The following is a 16,894-nucleotide window of genomic DNA, read 5'->3' as shown; positions in this document are numbered from 1 at the left end:
TATAAAACTTGTGTTAGTTTTACTACAGGAGTGTTAATTGAATATTAGTGACGAACAGGCAAAAGCAGCATATCAGATTGCTAAGAAGGTATTTAACGGCAGTTTAAAAAAAACGGAAGGTGCAGAAATTTTAGCTAATACGTATGGTCTAAATAAAAATAGCGCCAACGACTTTATAAATAACTATCAATGCCTCGCAAACGGTTTTGTCTTTAAAAGAAATCTCAAAACATCCTTTATCGATTTTTTCTTGAGCTCTATTTATAATGATGATGGGTTTGAATCGCTACAGAAGGCAATAAAGTCTCTAAAATTACATGTTGAATATTGGGAAGTTCTAACAGATACAAATGCTTTATCCAAAAGGAGGCTGATAGAAAAATTTGAATCAATAGTTGAGCATCCAGCTACAATGGAGGAGTATCAACAAAATTTTCAGTTGGAAGTTAATAACGCATTGCGTTTATCACATGAAGAACGCCAAAGAGGGTTAGCCCAAGTTGGAAGAAATTCGTCATTTTATGAGGTGAAATCGAAAGTTTTTATTCGAAACCCCTATGTTGTTGCTGCAACTTTAGTACGAGCTCAAGGAGTATGTGAGGGGTGTAAATATAAGGCACCCTTTAACAGAGTTTCTGATGGAACGCCATATCTTGAAGTTCACCATATACAGCCCTTGGCCAATGGTGGTGAAGATACCATTCAAAACACCATGGCTTTATGTCCGAATTGTCATAGAAAACGCCATTTTGGTTAGATGGAACCTAACAAATTTCAAGCTGAATTTATCAACGCGTAAAACTCTTATTCACTCACTGAGTGATGATGCTTTCTTTTCAATCCAAGGCAGGTAAGCTGCGGGCCAAATAGCGTCAAGCAGGAGAAGGGACGATGACAGAGCAACATATCGCCGGGACGATCGGCATTCTGGGGGCGGGTGGCTCGGGTTGCCGCTGGTGCGGGCCCTGCTGGCGGCAGGCAAGCAGGTAGCGGTGACGGTCAGCAGCGCCGAGAAGGTGGCTTGATATGGTCTGCTCTGCGCCGTTGTGAGCGACCAACAAAAAGCCCGGCGTCGGGCCGGGCTGGGGGATAAGTTGCTTATCCAGATATTCATCGAGGCGTCTAGTGTGGATGTTGTTTGAGGATGTCGTATATCTCCTCTTTCAGTTTAAGTTTCTGTTTTTTCAGATCCTTCACCTCGGAGCTGTAGTCGCTGGCGTGATGCTTTTCCAACTTTTTAATCTCCGCATCCAGGTCGTTGTGCAAGTCAAACTTCTTCTGGAAATGGACATCACTGCTCTTCAGTTTCGAGATGAGCTCTCTGTACTCTGGGAACATGTAATGAAGCCTCCTTGGTTTCGTTTGATTGTGCCTTCAGAGCCAAAGTACCCCTTCCCCCCACAGATAAATGTGATCCCGATCGAATTCGGGACCAATGATTTGCTGCATCTGGCAGATGATTTTTAACTAATTGAATCACAAGCAGATAAGTGATTTATGAGGAGGGTGGAGAGGAGGGATCTGGGATCATGTTCACAATTGTGACGCTTTGATGACGGCAGGCGGGCAGCAAAAAGGGGCCATGGGCCCCTTTTTGAGAACAGGTATGGCGGTTACTCTTTTTTCTTTTTCTTCTCGGGCAGCGGCTTGCCATCGCGCGCGATCACCTTGCCCACCTCGAAGCCGATTTGCGCCGCCAGCTCTTCCAGATCCGGCGCCTTGGCTTCGTTGCCGATGGCGTACTGGTAGTTGGCAATGGTGATCTTCTCGGCCACCGGGGTGCCCTGCACTATGGGCTCACGCCAGCCCTGACCCACATGGGCCACCAGCGTGCCGTTCATGATGAGCTCGCCGACGATCTCCTGGGTGGGAATGCCCTTGCCGTAGGTGAGGCCCTGCGGATGTTTCTTGCCGACCAGCGGTTCGGTGCTGGCAGGCATGAGTTTGGTGCGGATCAGCCACTTGGGATCCTTGGTCTTGCCGACTGCCTTGCCGGTCTGGTATTCGTTGATCTTGATGGTCTTGATCATCTGGGCCATGAAGTCCTTGGTCAGCGCCTTCTGGGCTTCGCTCGTCTCGTCGATGGTGATGGGCGCCACGTACCAGGTTTGAGAGGCTTGCGCCTTGGGGGCTGCGGGCGCGGTTTGCGCCATGGCCAGTGGGCTGAGCAGGATGGCAGCCAACAAGAGTCCGATTTTCTTCATTGTGATTCCGCTTATGTTTCAACAAGAATTTTGTTTTGCCAGCGACGACTGCGCCAGCGCCAGAACATGGCCAGACCACGCACCCACTCATCGCAGGCAAGCGCCAACCAGATGCCGACCAGTCCATAACCCTGCATGATACCAAGGAAATAGGCCAGTGGAACGGCAATCCCCCACATGGAGACGAGCGCCATGTAGAGCGGGAAACGGGCATCCCCGGTGGCACGCAGGGCGTTGATCACCACCAGATTGAAGGTGCGGCCGGGTTCGAGGATGAGGCTGATGAGAAACAGCTGGGCCACCTGGGTGATGATGTCCGCATCGTCGGTGAACAGGCTGATGATGGCGCGGCCATTCAGGGCGGCGGCGATGGCGATCAGGGTAGTGACGATGAGGCCGAGTTTTAGGCTCTTCATCAGCTGGTTGTAGGCCTGCTCGAAGCGGCGGGCTCCCGCCAGATGGCCAATGATGATCTCGTTGCCAAGGCCGATGGAGAGGCCGAACAGCAGGATAAACAGGCAGATCTGGAAGAAGTAGGACTGGGTCGCCAGCGCCTTGTCGCCGAGCAGGCCGACAAAAGCGGTGACCACCATGAACTGCAGCATCCAGGAGAGGTTCTCCCCCGCTGCCGGCAGGCCTATGTGCAGCACCTTGTCCAGCATGACCTTGCTGGGGCGGACTATCTCGGGTAGACGCAAGCGGATGCCGGTCTTGCGCGCCACCAGCCACACCAGCAGCACCACGCCGACGATGCGGCCCGCCACCGTGCTGATGGCGACCCCGGCGACCCCCAGCTGGGGCAGGCCGAACCAGCCGTAGAGCAGCAGCAGGTTGCCGACGAAGGTGATGAGGTTGACGGTCAGGGTCACGTACATGGCCTGACGGGTATGGCCGTGGGCACGCAGGGTGGCGGCCAGGCAGAGTGCCGCCGCCTCCGGCAGCAGGCACAGGCCGATGATCTGCAGATAAAGAGTGGCATCGCCCATCAGATGGGCGGGCAGGTTCATCAGGGAGAGCATGGTGCTGGCCCCGGCGATGACGCCGACCGCGGCTACCAGCCCCACCAGCAGGTTGAAGCCGATGGCGGTGTGGATCACCACCCGTGCCTTCTCCCGATCGCCGGCTCCCAGATATTGGGTGATCACCACGCTGGTACCGATGCTGACGAAGCTGAACAAGGTGATGGCGAGATCAAACACCTGGTTGCCGACTGCCAGTGCTGCCACCCCCTGATAGGAGACGTGGCCCACCATGAAGGTGTTGAGGGCGCCGGTCAGAAAGTGCAGAGCGAGATCGATAAACAGCGGCCAGGTCAGGGAAAACAGGGTGCCCGGGCCCGCGTGGGATTGAGTTTGCATGGGGTGTCCAAATGCTGGGGATGGCCCTCGTCAGTGCCATCTGGACGGGCATTTAACACCAAGAGTCCGCAGGGTGCAATCTTGCTGAAAGGAGAAGGGGCCGGGCTATCCTGGCATGGGATGGCCCGGCGGCCGATCAGGTCGGAGTGGTACCAGCTTCCTGCTCGGAAGGCAGCGTGAGCCGCGCCGAGTCCGGCAGTGCTTCATCCTGCGGCCAGTGAGAAAGTATGGCATCCGTGGTGCTCTCCACCACTGCGTCATCCTTGAACACGGGCTCCCGGTAGCAGCGGGTCATGCGCAGGGCCTGATACATGTCGGGACAGAGGATGATCCCCTCGTCGCCGACCCGGATCCCGGCCTGTTTCAGCCACAGGCTCATCTGGCCGTGGCGGCCCGCCATCACCATATGGATGCCGCGCCGTTTCAGATCCTTGTGCAGCTCCCCCACCATGCTCATCACGCTGATGTCCTGATGGGTGAAGCAGGCCACCGCATCCACCACCAGACATTTGGGGCTGTGGGGATCCTGCACCAGCAGTGCCAGCACCCGCCGCTTGAAGTAGGGGGCGTTGAAGTAGGTGAGCGGCGAGTTGAAGCGGTAGACCAGAATGCCGGGAATGGCCTTGGCCTGCTCGTTGTCCCCCAGAGTGCGCACTACACCCTCGTCATCCATGCCGAGCAGCTGGTCGGTGGGGCGCATCACGTTGCGCAGGAACTGGAACAGACCCAGCAAGACGGCGAGGGTGATCCCCGGGATCACCCCCATGGTCAGTACGCTGACGAAAGTGATCAGCGCCAGCCAGAAGGCGGCTCTGTCGGAGTGGCGCAGGGCCCACAGGCCGCGAAAATCGGTGAGTGACAGGGATGCCATTACCAGCACCACGCCGAGGGCGGCGGTGGGGATGTATTGCAGCGGCGCCGTCAGGTAGAAGGTGACCAGGGCGATGACGGCGGCGGCTATGATGGAGACCAGCTGGCTCTTGCCGCCGTTGGCGTCGTTGACCGCCGTGCGCGAATCTGCCCCGCTGATGGCAAAGCCCTGGGAGGCAGCCGCCGCCAGGTTGGCCATGCCGAGGGCCCGGAACTCCTTGTCCGCATCTATCTCGTAGCCGTTCTTGGCGGCGAAGCTGCGGGCGGTGAGCATCATGGAGACGAAGCTTACCATGGCGAGGTTGAGCGCCGGCAGCACCAGTTCGCGCATCAGACCGGGCGGAAACTCCGGCAGTTGGAAGGCGGGCATACCCGAGCCGATGGCACCCAGGGTGGCAATGCCGAACTGGCCGAGATCGAGCGCCCACACCAGGACCGCCGTCACCACCATGGCAACCATGGAGGAGGGCCAGGTTGGCTTGTAATGCTTGGCCAGCAGCAGGGTAAATAGGGCGGTCAAGCTCATGGCAAGGGTCGGCAGATGGGTCTGGGTAATGTAGTTGGCACCGCTGGCGATCCGCTCTATGAGGTAGCGTTCGCTGAAGGTGAAGCCGAAAATCTTGGAGAGCTGACCCACCATGATGGTGATGGCCACGCCGTTGAGCAGTCCCATCAGGATCGGGCGGGAGAGAAAGTCTGCCAGCACCCCCAGCTTGAAGCGGCTGGCGATGAGACACCAGAAGCCGGTCATGGCGGTCATTGTCATCACCAGTTGCCAGTGGCGGGTGGCATCACCCGCCGCGAGCGGGGTGACCACAGCAGCGATCACGGCGCAGGTGGCCGCGTCCGGGCCGACGATGAGCTGGCGGGAGGTACCGAACAGGGCGTAGACCAGCATGGGCAGGATGCAGGAGTAGAGGCCGACCAGCGGCCCCACCCCGGCCAGCTCCGCATAGGCGATAGCCACGGGCAGCGCCACGGCCGCCACCGACAGTCCTGCGCGCATATCCGGCATCAGCCATGCCCGCTGGTATTGCAGCAGGGCGGCGAGGCCCGGTAGCCAGCGTTCGAGTGAGAAGAAGTCGCGCATTTTTTAACCCATTGAGTTACAAACAGCTTTCCCTTAGTGTGCCCAAGGTTGCCGAAACATTGCAATCAGGTTATGGCCAGTTCACCGCAAGGTCAGGCCAGATGCGTTGCCACTCCTTCGCCTTTATCCGGTCGGTAAAAATCTGCGGGTCCTGGCGGCAACGGGGGTTGGGGCTCACCTGCAGTGACCAGTTGTGGGCAAAGCCATAGGGGGCCAGCCACTCGAACCCGCCGTCTGGCAGCAACCTGACCCCGATGCAGGTGGGCACCTCCACCCAGTGGCTGAGGGCCTCCAGACTGCTGGCAAAGGGGGGAACCCGCTGGCGTTGGTGCATGCGGGTCTGATTGCGCACTTCCCAGCGCTGGCCCGGTACTCTGGTGGCCAGCCAGGCCTCGTGATCCGCTTCGTTCACCCCTTGTGGATCATCGCAATCCAGATAGATGAGATCGACATCGTTGAGCGGGGTAGGGACTGATTTACAGTGCAGATGATCCCAGATGAGGTTGCGGATAAAGCCGGCCCCCAGCGCCCAGTCGGGCAGCGCCCGCTCGCGCGCCGCCTGCAGGCAGGCCATGCGCTGGCCATCGGCCCGCAGCAGGATTTCGGTCTGCGCTTGCAGGCGCGCCTCTTGCGTACTCTGACGCGTCTGTACGTCAGCCGGCATTGCGGCGCAACCAGACGTCGATGTAGCTGCAGCTTGGCACTATGGTGAGCCCCTCCGCCTGGGTCCAGCTGTAGAAGGTGCGTGCCAGCTGATCGGCAATGCCCTGCACCCTGAGCTCCGGTGGGACGAAAGTGCTGTAGGCGTCGATGGTCTTGGCATCGAGCCGTCGGTAACGCAGCCTGGATTCCTTGCCGTCCACCACACAGATGAATTGTTGCTGGTTGGCCTGATGAATGATCTCGCTCATGTTTGCTCCTCGGTACGGGGAATGGGGTTATCTGACCACGTTGGCAGCCCTTTGCCAACTGCACGGGCTCGCTTACACTGCGAGCCCGACCGGGTGCATACCCGCTAGCCAAGGTATAGAACAGTTAACAGAGGATGGATCCCATTATGGCCTTCGCCACGCTGGAAGATCTGATTGGTAATACCCCCCTGCTGGCGCTGCGCCGCATCAATCCCCACCCCGCCGTCACCCTGCTGGTCAAACTGGAGGGCAACAATCCCGCCGGTTCGGTCAAGGACAGGCCGGCGCTGAACCTCATCAAGTGTGCGGAGGCGAGTGGTCACTTAGCGCCTGGGGCGCGCCTCATCGAGGCCACCTCCGGCAACACTGGCATCGCCTTGGCCATGGTGGCGGCGGCGCGTGGCTACCGGATGCGGCTCATCATGCCGCGTACCATGAGCCAGGAGCGGCGTGATGCCATGCAGGCTTATGGTGCCGAGCTGGTGCTGGTGGAGGGCGGCATGGAAGTCGCACGGGATCTGGCGCTGGCCATGCAGGCACGCGGGGAGGGACTGGTGCTCGATCAGTTCAACAACCCGGCCAACCCGGATGCCCACTATCAATCGACCGGCCCCGAGATCTGGCGCCAGAGTGAGGGAGCAGTCACTCACTTCGTTTCGGCCATGGGCACCACCGGCACCATCATGGGGGTTTCCCGCTATCTGAAGGAGCAGAACCCGGCGGTGCAGGTGATCGGCCTGCAACCGGCCGAGGGGAGCCAGATCCCGGGCATTCGCCGCTGGCCCGCCGCCTATCTGCCCGCCATCTTTGAGCCACAAAGGGTCGATCGGGTGCTGGACGTGACCCAACAGGAGGCGCTCGCCATGATGCGCCGGCTGGCACGGGAGGAGGGGATCTGCTGCGGGGTCAGCTCCGGTGGCGCCGTGGCCGGTGCCCTGCGGGTAGCGGCAGAGATCAGGCAAGGAGTGGTGGTGGCCATTATCTGTGATCGGGGGGATCGCTATCTCTCCACCGGGGTGTTTACGCCGGAGGGAAGGGACAACTGTGGCGCCGGTGCCACCATCAGCGGGTAGCAAGCGGCCCCGTCAGGCGGGGCCTTTGTCTGATTATTACCAGGCCAGCTCCAGCAGGCCGAGCAGCTGGGCCCGGTCGGCATCCTTGCGGTTGTAGAGCAGGGCGCCGTCGTTGATGGCGAGATCCCGGATCTCGGGCAGCAGCGCCTTGTCGGTGACACCGGCCTCGCGCAGGGTGCGCGGCAGCTTCACCGCCTGCCACAGACTGTCGCGCAGGGCGCACAGGGCCTGGATGCTGGCCTTTGCCCGTTCCGTCACCGGGGTTGCGGCAAAACGCTCGGCGCCGACCAACGGCAGCAGCAGGCGAGCCAGCTCCTCATCTATGCACGGCCGGTTGTAGTCGAGCACTGTGGGCAGAAAGAGGTTCATGCACAGGCCGTGGGGCAGGTGGCAGCGGGCCCCCAGGCTGTGGCCGAGGGCGTGCACCAGCCCCACCATGGAGTTGGAAAACGCCATGCCCGCCAGGGTGGAGCCTTCTGCCAGTTGCAGCCGCAGCTGCTTGTCCTGCGGGTTGTTCAGCACCTGGGGCAGGGCGCCGGCGATCTTCTCCACCGCCATCAGGGCCAGGGCATCGCTGACCGGGTTCTTGGCGTTGCCGATGAAGGCCTCGATGGCGTGGGTCATGGCATCCATGGCGGTGGCTGCCGTGATGTTGAGTGGCAAGCCCTGAGTTAGGCGCGGATCCAGCACCGCCAACTGGGGCAGCAGGAAGGGGGAGGTGAAGGGCACCTTGCGCCCGCTCGCCTCATCCTTGATCACCGCCACCAGCGTCACCTCGGATCCCGTGCCCGCCGTGGTGGGCACTACTGCTAGCGGCTGCAGAGGTCTGGTCAGGCAGCCTGCGCCGGCGTAATCCAGCAGCCGATCCCCGCCCATGGAGGCGAGGATGTTGACCGCCTTGGCGGTGTCGATGACGGAGCCGCCACCCAGCGCCACCAGGCTATCGCATTTGAGTTCCCGATAGCGGGCCGCGATCCGCTCCACCACGGCGGTGGAGGAGTCGGCCGGGATCTCGTCCCAGATGTCGGCGACCGGCAGCTCCCCCTCGGCCAGCACATTGGCCAGCAGGGTGGTGAGTCCGGTGCCGCTGACCCCCTTGTCGGTGAGCAGCAGCGGGCGGCGGGCGCCCAGTCCGGCCAGCTCGCTCGCGAGCTGCTCCAATGCCTGTTCGCCCGCCATCAGCTTGACCGGGCAGAAAAAATCGTAATAGCGACTCATGGTGCTCATCCTCTCGTTCAGCCGGTTAACAGACCCAGGTAGATGTGGCAGGCACGCGCCAGCTTGTGGCGCGGGCTCGGATAGTGGCGCAGCAGTGGCCGCGCGATGAAGGCGGGCAGGATCAGGGCCTGCAGTTGTTCCAGCGCCCGTACCAGGTGCATGGCGACGGTGAGATCCCCCTCCACCAGCAAGCGGTTTTCGCTGAATGCCTGATTGACCCCGAGCCGAAAGCTGAGGGCGCGAAAGGCGATGCCAGGATGCTTGAAACGCACTCGCAGCGGGTGCAGATCGCCGCTGGCATGGGCCGGTGCGCCGCACTGCCAGCGACCTGCCGCCTTGTGGATGATCAGCGCCTGGCTGAGGCCCGCCACCTCCAGCCGTATGGTGAGGCCGTCGGGCAGGGGGGCGAGTTCTTGTCGCACCGCCTCATCGACCCGGGCGGCGCGGCACAGGGTGCGCCCTATGACCCAGAGCAGGGTGGCTATCCAGAGACGGCGGCCAAGGGCCGCCAGGGATTCAAGCGTCCGGTTTTGCATGAGGGTTCACTCCTGAGATGGCGGACCAGAACAGGGCGAAGGCACTGGCTTGCCAGTGAGCGTCCCCTCCCAGTTCAGGTTGGTCGACAAACAGGGAGGCGCAGGCCAGAAACTGGCTCTGGCACACCTCCAGCATCAGGGCCGGCGGGGCTTGCATCAGGGCACCGCTGGCCTGGCCCAGGCTCAGCAGGCGCGGCAGAAAGCGCAGAGTATCGCTCAGGATCTGGCTGCGCAGGGGGCGCGCCAGCAGGGGGGAGTGGAAGAACCCCAGCACGAATTTGAGCTCGTTGGGATGATCCAGCATCCACTGCATCGCCTGCTGCCAGTAATGGCGGGCCTGCTCGCGCAGGGGCAGGGCGGCATCCGCCTCCGTGATGGCGGCGCCGAGCCGCAGTTTGACATCCTGATAGAGGCACTGGATCAGCACCTCCTTGCTGGGGAAGTGGTGAAACAGGGTGCCGTTGGCCACCCCCGCCGCCTTGGCGATGCGGGCGGTGGCGGCGCCTTGCAACCCATCCTCGGCGCACAGGGCGAGGGCGGCATCCAGGATCTGGCGGCGCTTGTCTGTCATGGGTTTGTGCATGCAGGTCTCCGGCGCCCGTCAGCGCAAAAACAGCGCCATCATCAGCCGCTGGTGCCAACGCCGATAAGGGGGGTGAACCAGAGAGCCTGTGCTGAACCTGCCACGGCTCAACACGGTTTTCGCCTTGGAGAAGGTGAGAAAGCCTTCGTGGCCGTGGTAGTGGCCCATGCCGGAGGCACCGATGCCGCCAAACGGCACATCATCGGCCGCCACCTGGAACAGGCTCTCGTTGATGGCCATGCCGCCTGAGTGGGTCTCCCGGGTCACCCTGGCCTGCAGCGCCGGATCCAGGCTCATCAGATAGAAGGCGAGGGGGCGCGGACGGGCGGCTATGTAGGCGAGCGCCTCGTCCAGGCTGTCGTAGGGCACCAGCGGCAACAGGGGGCCGAAGATCTCCTGCTGCATCAGCTGGCAGTGGTTGGGCACCCCGGTCAGCAGGTGGGGTACCAGCCGGTGGGCGACGTCGTCGCGGGCCGGGCTGCCGCAGGGGTGCACCTGGGCACCGGCCTGCTCGGCCTCGGCCAGCCAGCCGGTGAGCCGCTCATACTGGCGTTCATTGATGATGGAGCCGTAATCCGGGCTCCCCAGTCCCTGGGGATAGAGGCGGGCGAAGTGGTTGCGGTAGGCCTCGATGAAGGCCTGCTCCTGACCTCGTGGCAGCAGCACATAGTCGGGAGCCACGCAGATCTGGCCGGCGTTGAGGCTCTTGCCGAAGATCATCCGCTCCACCGCGAGCGCGATGGGCATATCGGGGGCGATGAGGCAAGGGCTCTTGCCACCGAGCTCCAGGGTGAGCGGGGTGAGCTGGGGGGCTGCGGCGGCCATCACCAGCTTGCCCACCGCGGTCGAGCCGGTGAACAGCAGATGATCGAACGGCAGGGCGCTGAACGCGGCGGCCACCTGGGCATCCCCCTCGACTACTGTGACCTCCTCCTCATCGAACACCTGATCCAGCAAGGTGCGAAGCACGGCGTTGGTGTGAGGGGTGAATTCGGAGAGTTTGAGCATGGCCCGGTTGCCGGCGGCGATGGCGCTGATGAGGGGCCCCAGGCTTAGCATCACGGGGAAGTTCCACGGCACTATGATGCCGACCACCCCGAGTGGTTGATAGAACACCTCGACCCTGGCCGGGGCCAGCAGCAACCCGGTGTGGCGGCGGTGCGGGCGTATCCAGCGCTTGATCCGCCGCTGGGTGTAGTTGATCTGCATGACGCTGGGGAGTATGTCGGCGATCAGGCTGTCGTAGTCGCTGCGCTGGCCATAATCCCGGGCCAAGGCGTCACACAACGGCTGCTTGTGGGCCAGCAGGGCGCGCTTGAGCTGGCTCAGATGGGCTCTGCGCTCGCTCAGACCCGGCATGGGATTGGCCTGACAAGCCTGCCTGAGCCGGGCCAGCTTGTCTGGTAGCGACAGCTTGTCTGTGGTGGTCTCCTGCAACTGAACCGCTTCCATGGCATACCTCGTGCGTTAATTGACCGACTGATTGGTCGGTCTAAATCTAGCGGCTTGTTAATCGGCTGTAAAGTTTTGCCATCTGGCTTAGCATAGGGTCGCGGATGACTCACCTGTGAACTGTGCGACCCAGCACAGTTTCGAGATTTGGTGGTTGGTGACTTATCTAATTAGGGGTAGTTTTTGGCCATCAACCTACAAGGAGTGAGCGACATGACCAGGGAACTGAACAGCTTGTTGGCCCGGCTCGATGATGTGGTCGAGCGGATGCCGGATTGTTTCAATACCTATGAATTTGCCCAGAAGCTGGCGCTGCAACACCAGCGCGAGTTTTTTGCCGCGGGTCACTCCCTGGCCGAGCAGGAGGGGCGTTTGCTGCGGGTGCTGCATCAGAAGATTGCCGAGGCGCTGGCCAGCAGCGATGCGGTGATCGAGGGGGCCTTGTTGCCTTGCGTCACCCCCTGGGGCGAGAAAGCCACCTCGCCGCGCTGGCATCGCAAGCACTGAGCGGATCAACACGCATTGAAAAGGGCCCGCGACGGGCCCTTTTCAATGCGTGTTGCCGCGGGGTTCATTGGGTCAGACGGCGAGCCTGCCAGTAGCGGCTGTTCCAGTAGACATTGTCGAGGCGCGAGCGGATCACCCCCTTGCTGGTGGAGGCGTGGATGAACTCCCCGTCCCCTGTGTAGACGCCGACATGGTATTGCTGCCAGCCAGTCTTGAAGAAGACCAGATCCCCGTGCTGGAGCTGGTAGCGATCGACCGGCTTGCCGAGACTGGCTTGGGATTCAGTGGTTCTGGGAAGATTGAAGCCGAGCACCTGTTGGTAGGCAAGCTGGGTGAAGGCGGAACAGTCGAGCCCGGTCCGGCTGGAACCGCCCATGCGATAGGGCACGCCGCGCCATTGCTGGTAGAAGCCATCGAAGGCACTGCTCTGACGGGGTGGTGGCGATTCGGGCGTGCTGGAACAGGCGGCCAGCAACAGGGCCAGCAGGGGCAGCAGTAACTTGCAATGCATGGGGGCTCCCTCGACTAGACGACTTGCTCATCATAAACGGGGTATGGGGCACGAATATAGCCTTGTCTGCAATAAAAGCATTTTTATTGTCCCGTATCGAGCATGAATATGTTCCTGATGTTCTGGCTTAATATTATTCAGACATTGTTACATTACCTTTCTACTGCCTTATCTTGAATGAGTACTTCAATATTAACGTAATTGCTCTAACTCAATTTAAATGATTCTATCATTAACCTTGTTGATGTCGTCGCGTGATCTGTGTCACGTTCTGTTTTTAGACTAATTCGTTATGATGAAACCGTATTAAAAATGGCAGATGGATCGGTCATTTCTACAACCAATATGATGACATCAAATTAGATATATATGGGTATATTCCCGTAACTGGTTCACATAATAATATTCAGTTAATGACTGGTATTGGCTGACAAAATCACCAGAAAGAGGAGGGTCATCCCATGATATCAAGCCCATAGCCGTGAGTGTTTCCTCGTTCTTCGCAGCAGGATGCACAGGTTCCAACTTCATCGTTCAGGCCGATGGACAGGAGTGCGAGGTTCAAGACAGTGTCACCCGCACTTGAATGGGGAGCGCAATCACAGCGCGACAACCGTGTAATAGCATCGGCGCATGCCGAATTTTCCACCTTAGACTGCACCACAGTCCTTGTCTTGTCATATGAAATACCCACCATGAATACGCTGTTGGTTCACCGCGAGAGTAATGATTGGCATCGTTCGGCAAGCAAGAAGAATTACGCCGTAATATAACCATCAACAATAGGGTTATGCTGTTCTTCCTCACGGTGGAAATAGCTTGGCGTGATTCGACAAGGAGATAAAAATGAAAAAAAATACACCACGCAAATTCATCACTCAGGCACCCACCCTCAGTTTGCTCGCGCTGGCGTTGCTGGCGAACAGCGCGCATGCCGAAGATATCGGCGAGCGTAGCGATCAGGGCACCATCATGCTGGCCAGCCTGCAATCGGAGCAGGGGCTTGTCTACCTCAACGCCAGCGTCTGGCTGGATGAGCAGCAAGCCACCAAGGGGCTGACCCGTGACCAACTGCGTGAGCGCGTGCTGGGGCAGGGGGAGCGCGTCTTCATCGATTTCAGTGCCATCACGGACAAAGGCGAGCGGCAGCAGGCCAGAGAGACCATGGAGCAGCTGGCCGGCATCTCGTTCGATGCTGACTGGGTACTGGTCTCTGCCTACAAGGGTGAACTGCTGTTCACCCCGCTGGGTGGCGCCGATGATCCCGCCTTCTACCAGGTGATGGCGCGGGTCGAGAGCCTCGAAGGGCAGGGCAAGCGCCACAAGCGTTCCCTGACCCAGCCGGCCACCGCCGAAGCCGGCTTGCCGCACGTAGCCTTCTACCTCAACGTCAATCGCAAGATCAGCGATGCCGAATGTACCTTCCCGCGCTCGCACATTTGGGATCGGGGGGATCGGCTGTTCTGTGACTCGCCGAACATCTCGCTGGTTTATCGGGTGAACCTGGAACGCTCCCTGCAATTTGGCAACACGGGCTCCGCCACGCCGGATGCCAAGATAGTGCGGATCTCGCTGGACGAAGAGTCGGCCGGTGCCGGCATCCAGCTCAACGAAGATCTCACCTGGAGCGAGAACTTTGCCAGTTACACTTTGCTCGACGGCTGGGCGCGGGACTATGCCACCGACGCCATCGCCCAGGACTACCGCTTCAGCATCGAAGCCTCCAATGCCAAGGCGGCCGTGCTCAAGAGCCTGCCCACCAACCTCAACAGCAAGTATGAGCATCGCGAGATCTCCGGTTTCGAGGTAGGGGTAACCGGCGGGGTCGAGGTGAACAAGGATGGGCCCAAGGCCAAGCTGGAGGCCTCGGCCAAGTTCAGCCAGCAGCGCCAGCTCGCCTACAACACCCAGGACTATCGGGTCGAGCGTTCGGCGCCGAGTGCCCAGAAGGTGAGTTTCAGCTGGGTGCGGGATCAATACGCGACGGCGGAGTCTCTGCTCTCTTCCAAGACGGCCACCGTCTGGGGCATGGGGTACGATGTGGATCACAACCGCATCCAGCCGCTGAGCTACAAGGGCTTCGTGCCGAATCTGGACGTTATCTACAAGGCGGCGCCCAACGAGCAGGGCAGCACCGAGTTCAAGATTGACTCCTCGGTCAACATCCGCCCCATTTACACCGGCATCTACAAGCACTATTACGTGGTGGGAGCCCATGTCTCCTTCCAGGGCTTCGAGGATGTCGACAAGCGCAGACGGGTGACGGCCACCACCAGCTTCAAGGTGGACTGGAACCACCCCGTGTTTACCGGCGGCCGGCCGGTCAACCTGCAACTGGGGGGCTTTGACAACCGTTGCCTGAGCGCCGATGGCCAGCAAGGCGTGAGCGCCGTGACTTGTGACGAGACCTCGGCCGCCCAGTCCTTCATCTATGACCAGTACGGCCGCTATGTCAGTGCGCTGGATACACGCCACTGCCTGGATGGCAACAATCTCGGCCAGTTGCAGAGCTGCAGCCTGAGCCTGGGGCAGCGCTGGGAGTGGAAAGCGGACAGCGATCAGCTGAGCAACCTGAGTGCCCATCAGCTGCTGGGTCACAACAAGCAGACGGGCGCACTGGCGCTCTATGACGAGAATGGTCAGCCTGGCGACGTCAGCTTGCGCACCCTGACCTCCTACACCCAGATCTTCGGGCCACCGACCGGTAACTGATTTCGTGTCCGTGTCTTGATCAATGAAAACGCCGGCAAGTTGCCGGCGTTTTCGTGGAGGTCAGTCTAAGTTCAGGCCTTGGGTTCGATCAGCGGGGTGAGCAGCTCGGCCAACTTGTAGAAAGTCTGCACCCGAGTGGTGCTGGGGCGCCACACCAGCCCTATCTCGCGGTAGGGGTGCTCGCCCGGCAGCGGAATGGCCACCAGATCCGTGTTGTCGAGAATGCCGGCATCGATGGCCATCTGCGGCAGGAAGGTGGTGCCAAGTCCGGCACCGACCATCTGCACCAGAGTGTGCAGGCTGGTGGCGGCGAACGGGTTGATCTTGCTCTTGTCCCGCAACCGGCAGGCGCTGACCGCGTGTTCGGTGAGGCAGTGTTCCCGCTCCAGCAGGAAGATGCTCTGGTTGGGCAGCTCCTTGTAGTCGAACGGGGTGTGCAGACCGGCCGCCATGCTGGCGGGCATCACCATGTGGAAGGGGTCCTGGCCGACCATCTTGCAGTGGAAGCCACCGATCTCCACCGGCAGCGCCAGGATCAGCAAGTCGAGCTGCCCCTGTTCCAGCTGCTTGAGCAGGTTGGTGGTGGTGTCTTCGCGCAGCAACAATTCCAGCTCAGGATAGGCCTTGCCACATACCTGCAGCAGCTTGCTGAGCAGGAAAGGGGCTATGGTGGGGATGCAGCCCAGCCGAACAGTGCCGTGCATGACACCGCCCTGATGCTGGCCGAGTTCCATCAGATCCCGTGCATCCGAGAGCAAATTGCGAGCCCGCTCGACGATTTCCATGCCGACCGGGGTCATAATGAAGCTCTTGTGGTCCCGCTCCACCAGTTGCAGGTTCATCATGTCTTCCAGTGTCTGGATCCCGGTGCTCAGGGTGGACTGGCTGACGTGACAGGCCTTGGCGGCGCGGTTGAAGTTCTTGTGCTCGTCGAGAGCGACCAGATATTGCAGCTGTTTCAGGCTGGGCCAACGTTGCATAGGAAAACCCGATTAATGCTATCTATTTAATTTGATTTAACTAATCTACCACCGGGTCTATAGTTTGTCGCTTGAATTAGACGGACTTGGCTCTAGGTAGCCCAATCCTGACAGGATTGTTCACTTCACATAAAGAGGAATTGAATATGGTATTGGTAGGCCGTCCCGCACCCGATTTCACTGCTGCTGCCGTTCTGGGCAATGGCCAGATCGTTGACACCTTCAACCTGGCATCCCACATCAAAGGCAAGGCAGCCGTCCTGTTCTTCTATCCGCTCGATTTCACCTTCGTCTGCCCGTCCGAGCTGATTGCCTTCGATCACCGCCTGGAAGAGTTCAACAAGCGTGGCGTGGAAGTGATCGGTGTCTCCATCGACTCCGAGTTCTCCCACAACGCCTGGCGCAACACCAAGATCGAAGACGGTGGCATTGGCCCGGTCAAGTACCCGCTGGTTGCCGACATCAAGCACGAGATCTGCAAGGCCTATGACGTCGAGCACCCGGAAGCCGGTGTGGCCTTCCGTGGCTCCTTCCTGATCGACAAGAACGGTGTCGTTCGTCATCAGGTAGTCAACGATCTGCCGCTGGGCCGCAACATCGACGAGATGCTGCGCATGGTCGACGCCCTGCAATTCCACGAAGAGCACGGCGAAGTGTGCCCGGCTCAGTGGGAGAAAGGCAAAAAAGGCATGACCGCCTCTCCGGATGGCGTTGCCAAGTACCTGTCCGAGAACGCCGCTTCCCTGTAATAAGGTCTGCGTACCGGATACTGAAAAACCGATGCTTTGGCATCGGTTTTTTTAGGCTCTGTCCCAATTACGTGTTGAAAGGCTAATCTTGAAGTAGGCCATCTCCTTGAGGTCTACCATCATGGATACCCCTGCCTTTC

17 protein-coding genes are annotated in these 16,894 nt (G+C 60.0%); 5 read left to right on the top strand and 12 right to left on the bottom strand.

Annotated elements, in window-relative coordinates:
* Window positions 1-37: 37 nt before the first annotated feature.
* Window positions 38-757, top strand: a complete 720-nt coding sequence (locus ACW5XD_RS21275) for an HNH endonuclease (RefSeq protein ID WP_456496605.1) — start codon at window positions 38-40, stop codon at window positions 755-757.
* Window positions 758-1,122: 365 nt separating this feature from the next.
* Here the strand turns inward: ACW5XD_RS21275 and ACW5XD_RS21270 are convergent, their stop codons facing one another.
* From ACW5XD_RS21270 to ACW5XD_RS21245, 6 genes are all read right to left on the bottom strand, one after another.
* Window positions 1,123-1,338, bottom strand: a complete 216-nt coding sequence (locus ACW5XD_RS21270; protein WP_456496604.1) for a YdcH family protein — start codon at window positions 1,336-1,338, stop codon at window positions 1,123-1,125.
* Window positions 1,339-1,613: 275 nt separating this feature from the next.
* Window positions 1,614-2,204 carry a hypothetical protein gene (locus ACW5XD_RS21265; RefSeq protein ID WP_456496603.1) on the bottom strand — a complete coding sequence of 197 codons (591 nt, stop codon included), beginning with the start codon at window positions 2,202-2,204 and terminating at the stop codon, window positions 1,614-1,616.
* A gap of 11 nt (window positions 2,205-2,215) precedes the next feature.
* Complete coding sequence (locus ACW5XD_RS21260) at window positions 2,216-3,562, bottom strand: MATE family efflux transporter (RefSeq protein ID WP_456496602.1); 1,347 nt, start codon at window positions 3,560-3,562, stop codon at window positions 2,216-2,218.
* A 136-nt stretch (window positions 3,563-3,698) separates the two neighbouring features.
* The gene (locus ACW5XD_RS21255) at window positions 3,699-5,522 is read right to left on the bottom strand and encodes a SulP family inorganic anion transporter (protein WP_456496601.1); all 1,824 of its coding nucleotides are present in this window, start codon (window positions 5,520-5,522) and stop codon (window positions 3,699-3,701) included.
* Window positions 5,523-5,592: 70 nt separating this feature from the next.
* On the bottom strand, window positions 5,593-6,186 hold the full coding sequence (locus ACW5XD_RS21250) for a nucleotidyltransferase family protein (protein WP_456496600.1): 594 nt from the start codon (window positions 6,184-6,186) through the stop codon (window positions 5,593-5,595).
* Window positions 6,176-6,433, bottom strand: a complete 258-nt coding sequence (locus ACW5XD_RS21245; RefSeq protein WP_011705401.1) for a GNAT family N-acetyltransferase — start codon at window positions 6,431-6,433, stop codon at window positions 6,176-6,178. Before ACW5XD_RS21245 ends, ACW5XD_RS21250 begins: the two co-directional genes overlap by 11 nt.
* Window positions 6,434-6,567: 134 nt before the next feature.
* Between ACW5XD_RS21245 and cysM the strand changes: the two genes are divergently transcribed.
* Window positions 6,568-7,506 (top strand): cysteine synthase CysM, encoded by a 939-nt coding sequence (gene cysM / locus ACW5XD_RS21240; RefSeq protein WP_456496599.1) that lies wholly within the window; start codon window positions 6,568-6,570, stop codon window positions 7,504-7,506.
* 36 nt (window positions 7,507-7,542) lie between these two features.
* Here the strand turns inward: cysM and ACW5XD_RS21235 are convergent, their stop codons facing one another.
* Genes ACW5XD_RS21235 through ACW5XD_RS21220 form a run of 4 tightly spaced genes read right to left on the bottom strand, consistent with a single transcriptional unit; the run spans window position 7,543 to window position 11,295 of the window.
* The gene (locus tag ACW5XD_RS21235) at window positions 7,543-8,724 is read right to left on the bottom strand and encodes an iron-containing alcohol dehydrogenase (RefSeq protein ID WP_456496598.1); all 1,182 of its coding nucleotides are present in this window, start codon (window positions 8,722-8,724) and stop codon (window positions 7,543-7,545) included.
* Window positions 8,725-8,741: 17 nt separating this feature from the next.
* Window positions 8,742-9,260 carry a hypothetical protein gene (locus ACW5XD_RS21230; RefSeq protein WP_456496597.1) on the bottom strand — a complete coding sequence of 173 codons (519 nt, stop codon included), beginning with the start codon at window positions 9,258-9,260 and terminating at the stop codon, window positions 8,742-8,744.
* Entirely contained in the window at window positions 9,241-9,843 is a 603-nt protein-coding gene (locus ACW5XD_RS21225; RefSeq protein WP_456496596.1) for a TetR/AcrR family transcriptional regulator, read from the bottom strand. Before ACW5XD_RS21225 ends, ACW5XD_RS21230 begins: the two co-directional genes overlap by 20 nt.
* Window positions 9,844-9,861: 18 nt before the next feature.
* On the bottom strand, window positions 9,862-11,295 hold the full coding sequence (locus tag ACW5XD_RS21220) for a coniferyl aldehyde dehydrogenase (protein ID WP_456496595.1): 1,434 nt from the start codon (window positions 11,293-11,295) through the stop codon (window positions 9,862-9,864).
* Between the two features lie 213 nt (window positions 11,296-11,508).
* Between ACW5XD_RS21220 and ACW5XD_RS21215 the strand changes: the two genes are divergently transcribed.
* The gene (locus ACW5XD_RS21215; RefSeq protein WP_098984514.1) at window positions 11,509-11,802 is read left to right on the top strand and encodes a hypothetical protein; all 294 of its coding nucleotides are present in this window, start codon (window positions 11,509-11,511) and stop codon (window positions 11,800-11,802) included.
* 64 nt (window positions 11,803-11,866) lie between these two features.
* Here ACW5XD_RS21215 and ACW5XD_RS21210 read toward each other — a convergent pair whose 3' ends face one another.
* Entirely contained in the window at window positions 11,867-12,313 is a 447-nt protein-coding gene (locus tag ACW5XD_RS21210; protein ID WP_456496594.1) for a C40 family peptidase, read from the bottom strand.
* Window positions 12,314-13,159: 846 nt separating this feature from the next.
* Here ACW5XD_RS21210 and ahh1 point away from each other — a divergent pair.
* Entirely contained in the window at window positions 13,160-15,025 is a 1,866-nt protein-coding gene (gene ahh1 / locus ACW5XD_RS21205) for a hemolysin Ahh1 (protein ID WP_456496593.1), read from the top strand.
* A 71-nt stretch (window positions 15,026-15,096) separates the two neighbouring features.
* Here the strand turns inward: ahh1 and ACW5XD_RS21200 are convergent, their stop codons facing one another.
* Window positions 15,097-16,005, bottom strand: a complete 909-nt coding sequence (locus ACW5XD_RS21200; protein ID WP_042872514.1) for a hydrogen peroxide-inducible genes activator — start codon at window positions 16,003-16,005, stop codon at window positions 15,097-15,099.
* Window positions 16,006-16,151: 146 nt separating this feature from the next.
* Between ACW5XD_RS21200 and ACW5XD_RS21195 the strand changes: the two genes are divergently transcribed.
* Complete coding sequence (locus ACW5XD_RS21195) at window positions 16,152-16,754, top strand: peroxiredoxin C (RefSeq protein WP_456496592.1); 603 nt, start codon at window positions 16,152-16,154, stop codon at window positions 16,752-16,754.
* The last annotated feature ends 140 nt before the right edge of the window (window positions 16,755-16,894 follow it).

This window comes from Aeromonas enterica (assembly GCF_054052465.1).
This window is presented reverse-complemented; position numbering and strand designations above follow the sequence as displayed.

Bases quoted from the DNA above. Each gene is read 5' to 3' on its own strand.
- ACW5XD_RS21200 (WP_042872514.1), bottom strand. From the start codon at position 16,005: ATGCAACGTTGGCCCAGCCTGAAACAGCTGCAATATCTGGTCGCTCTC.
- ACW5XD_RS21220 (WP_456496595.1), bottom strand. From the start codon at position 11,295: ATGGAAGCGGTTCAGTTGCAGGAGACCACCACAGACAAGCTGTCGCTA.
- ACW5XD_RS21225 (WP_456496596.1), bottom strand. From the start codon at position 9,843: ATGCACAAACCCATGACAGACAAGCGCCGCCAGATCCTGGATGCCGCC.
- ahh1 (WP_456496593.1), top strand. From the start codon at position 13,160: ATGAAAAAAAATACACCACGCAAATTCATCACTCAGGCACCCACCCTC.
- ACW5XD_RS21250 (WP_456496600.1), bottom strand. From the start codon at position 6,186: ATGCCGGCTGACGTACAGACGCGTCAGAGTACGCAAGAGGCGCGCCTG.
- ACW5XD_RS21235 (WP_456496598.1), bottom strand. From the start codon at position 8,724: ATGAGTCGCTATTACGATTTTTTCTGCCCGGTCAAGCTGATGGCGGGC.
- ACW5XD_RS21215 (WP_098984514.1), top strand. From the start codon at position 11,509: ATGACCAGGGAACTGAACAGCTTGTTGGCCCGGCTCGATGATGTGGTC.
- ACW5XD_RS21210 (WP_456496594.1), bottom strand. From the start codon at position 12,313: ATGCATTGCAAGTTACTGCTGCCCCTGCTGGCCCTGTTGCTGGCCGCC.
- cysM (WP_456496599.1), top strand. From the start codon at position 6,568: ATGGATCCCATTATGGCCTTCGCCACGCTGGAAGATCTGATTGGTAAT.
- ACW5XD_RS21245 (WP_011705401.1), bottom strand. From the start codon at position 6,433: ATGAGCGAGATCATTCATCAGGCCAACCAGCAACAATTCATCTGTGTG.
- ACW5XD_RS21270 (WP_456496604.1), bottom strand. From the start codon at position 1,338: ATGTTCCCAGAGTACAGAGAGCTCATCTCGAAACTGAAGAGCAGTGAT.
- ACW5XD_RS21260 (WP_456496602.1), bottom strand. From the start codon at position 3,562: ATGCAAACTCAATCCCACGCGGGCCCGGGCACCCTGTTTTCCCTGACC.
- ACW5XD_RS21265 (WP_456496603.1), bottom strand. From the start codon at position 2,204: ATGAAGAAAATCGGACTCTTGTTGGCTGCCATCCTGCTCAGCCCACTG.
- ACW5XD_RS21195 (WP_456496592.1), top strand. From the start codon at position 16,152: ATGGTATTGGTAGGCCGTCCCGCACCCGATTTCACTGCTGCTGCCGTT.
- ACW5XD_RS21255 (WP_456496601.1), bottom strand. From the start codon at position 5,522: ATGCGCGACTTCTTCTCACTCGAACGCTGGCTACCGGGCCTCGCCGCC.
- ACW5XD_RS21230 (WP_456496597.1), bottom strand. From the start codon at position 9,260: ATGCAAAACCGGACGCTTGAATCCCTGGCGGCCCTTGGCCGCCGTCTC.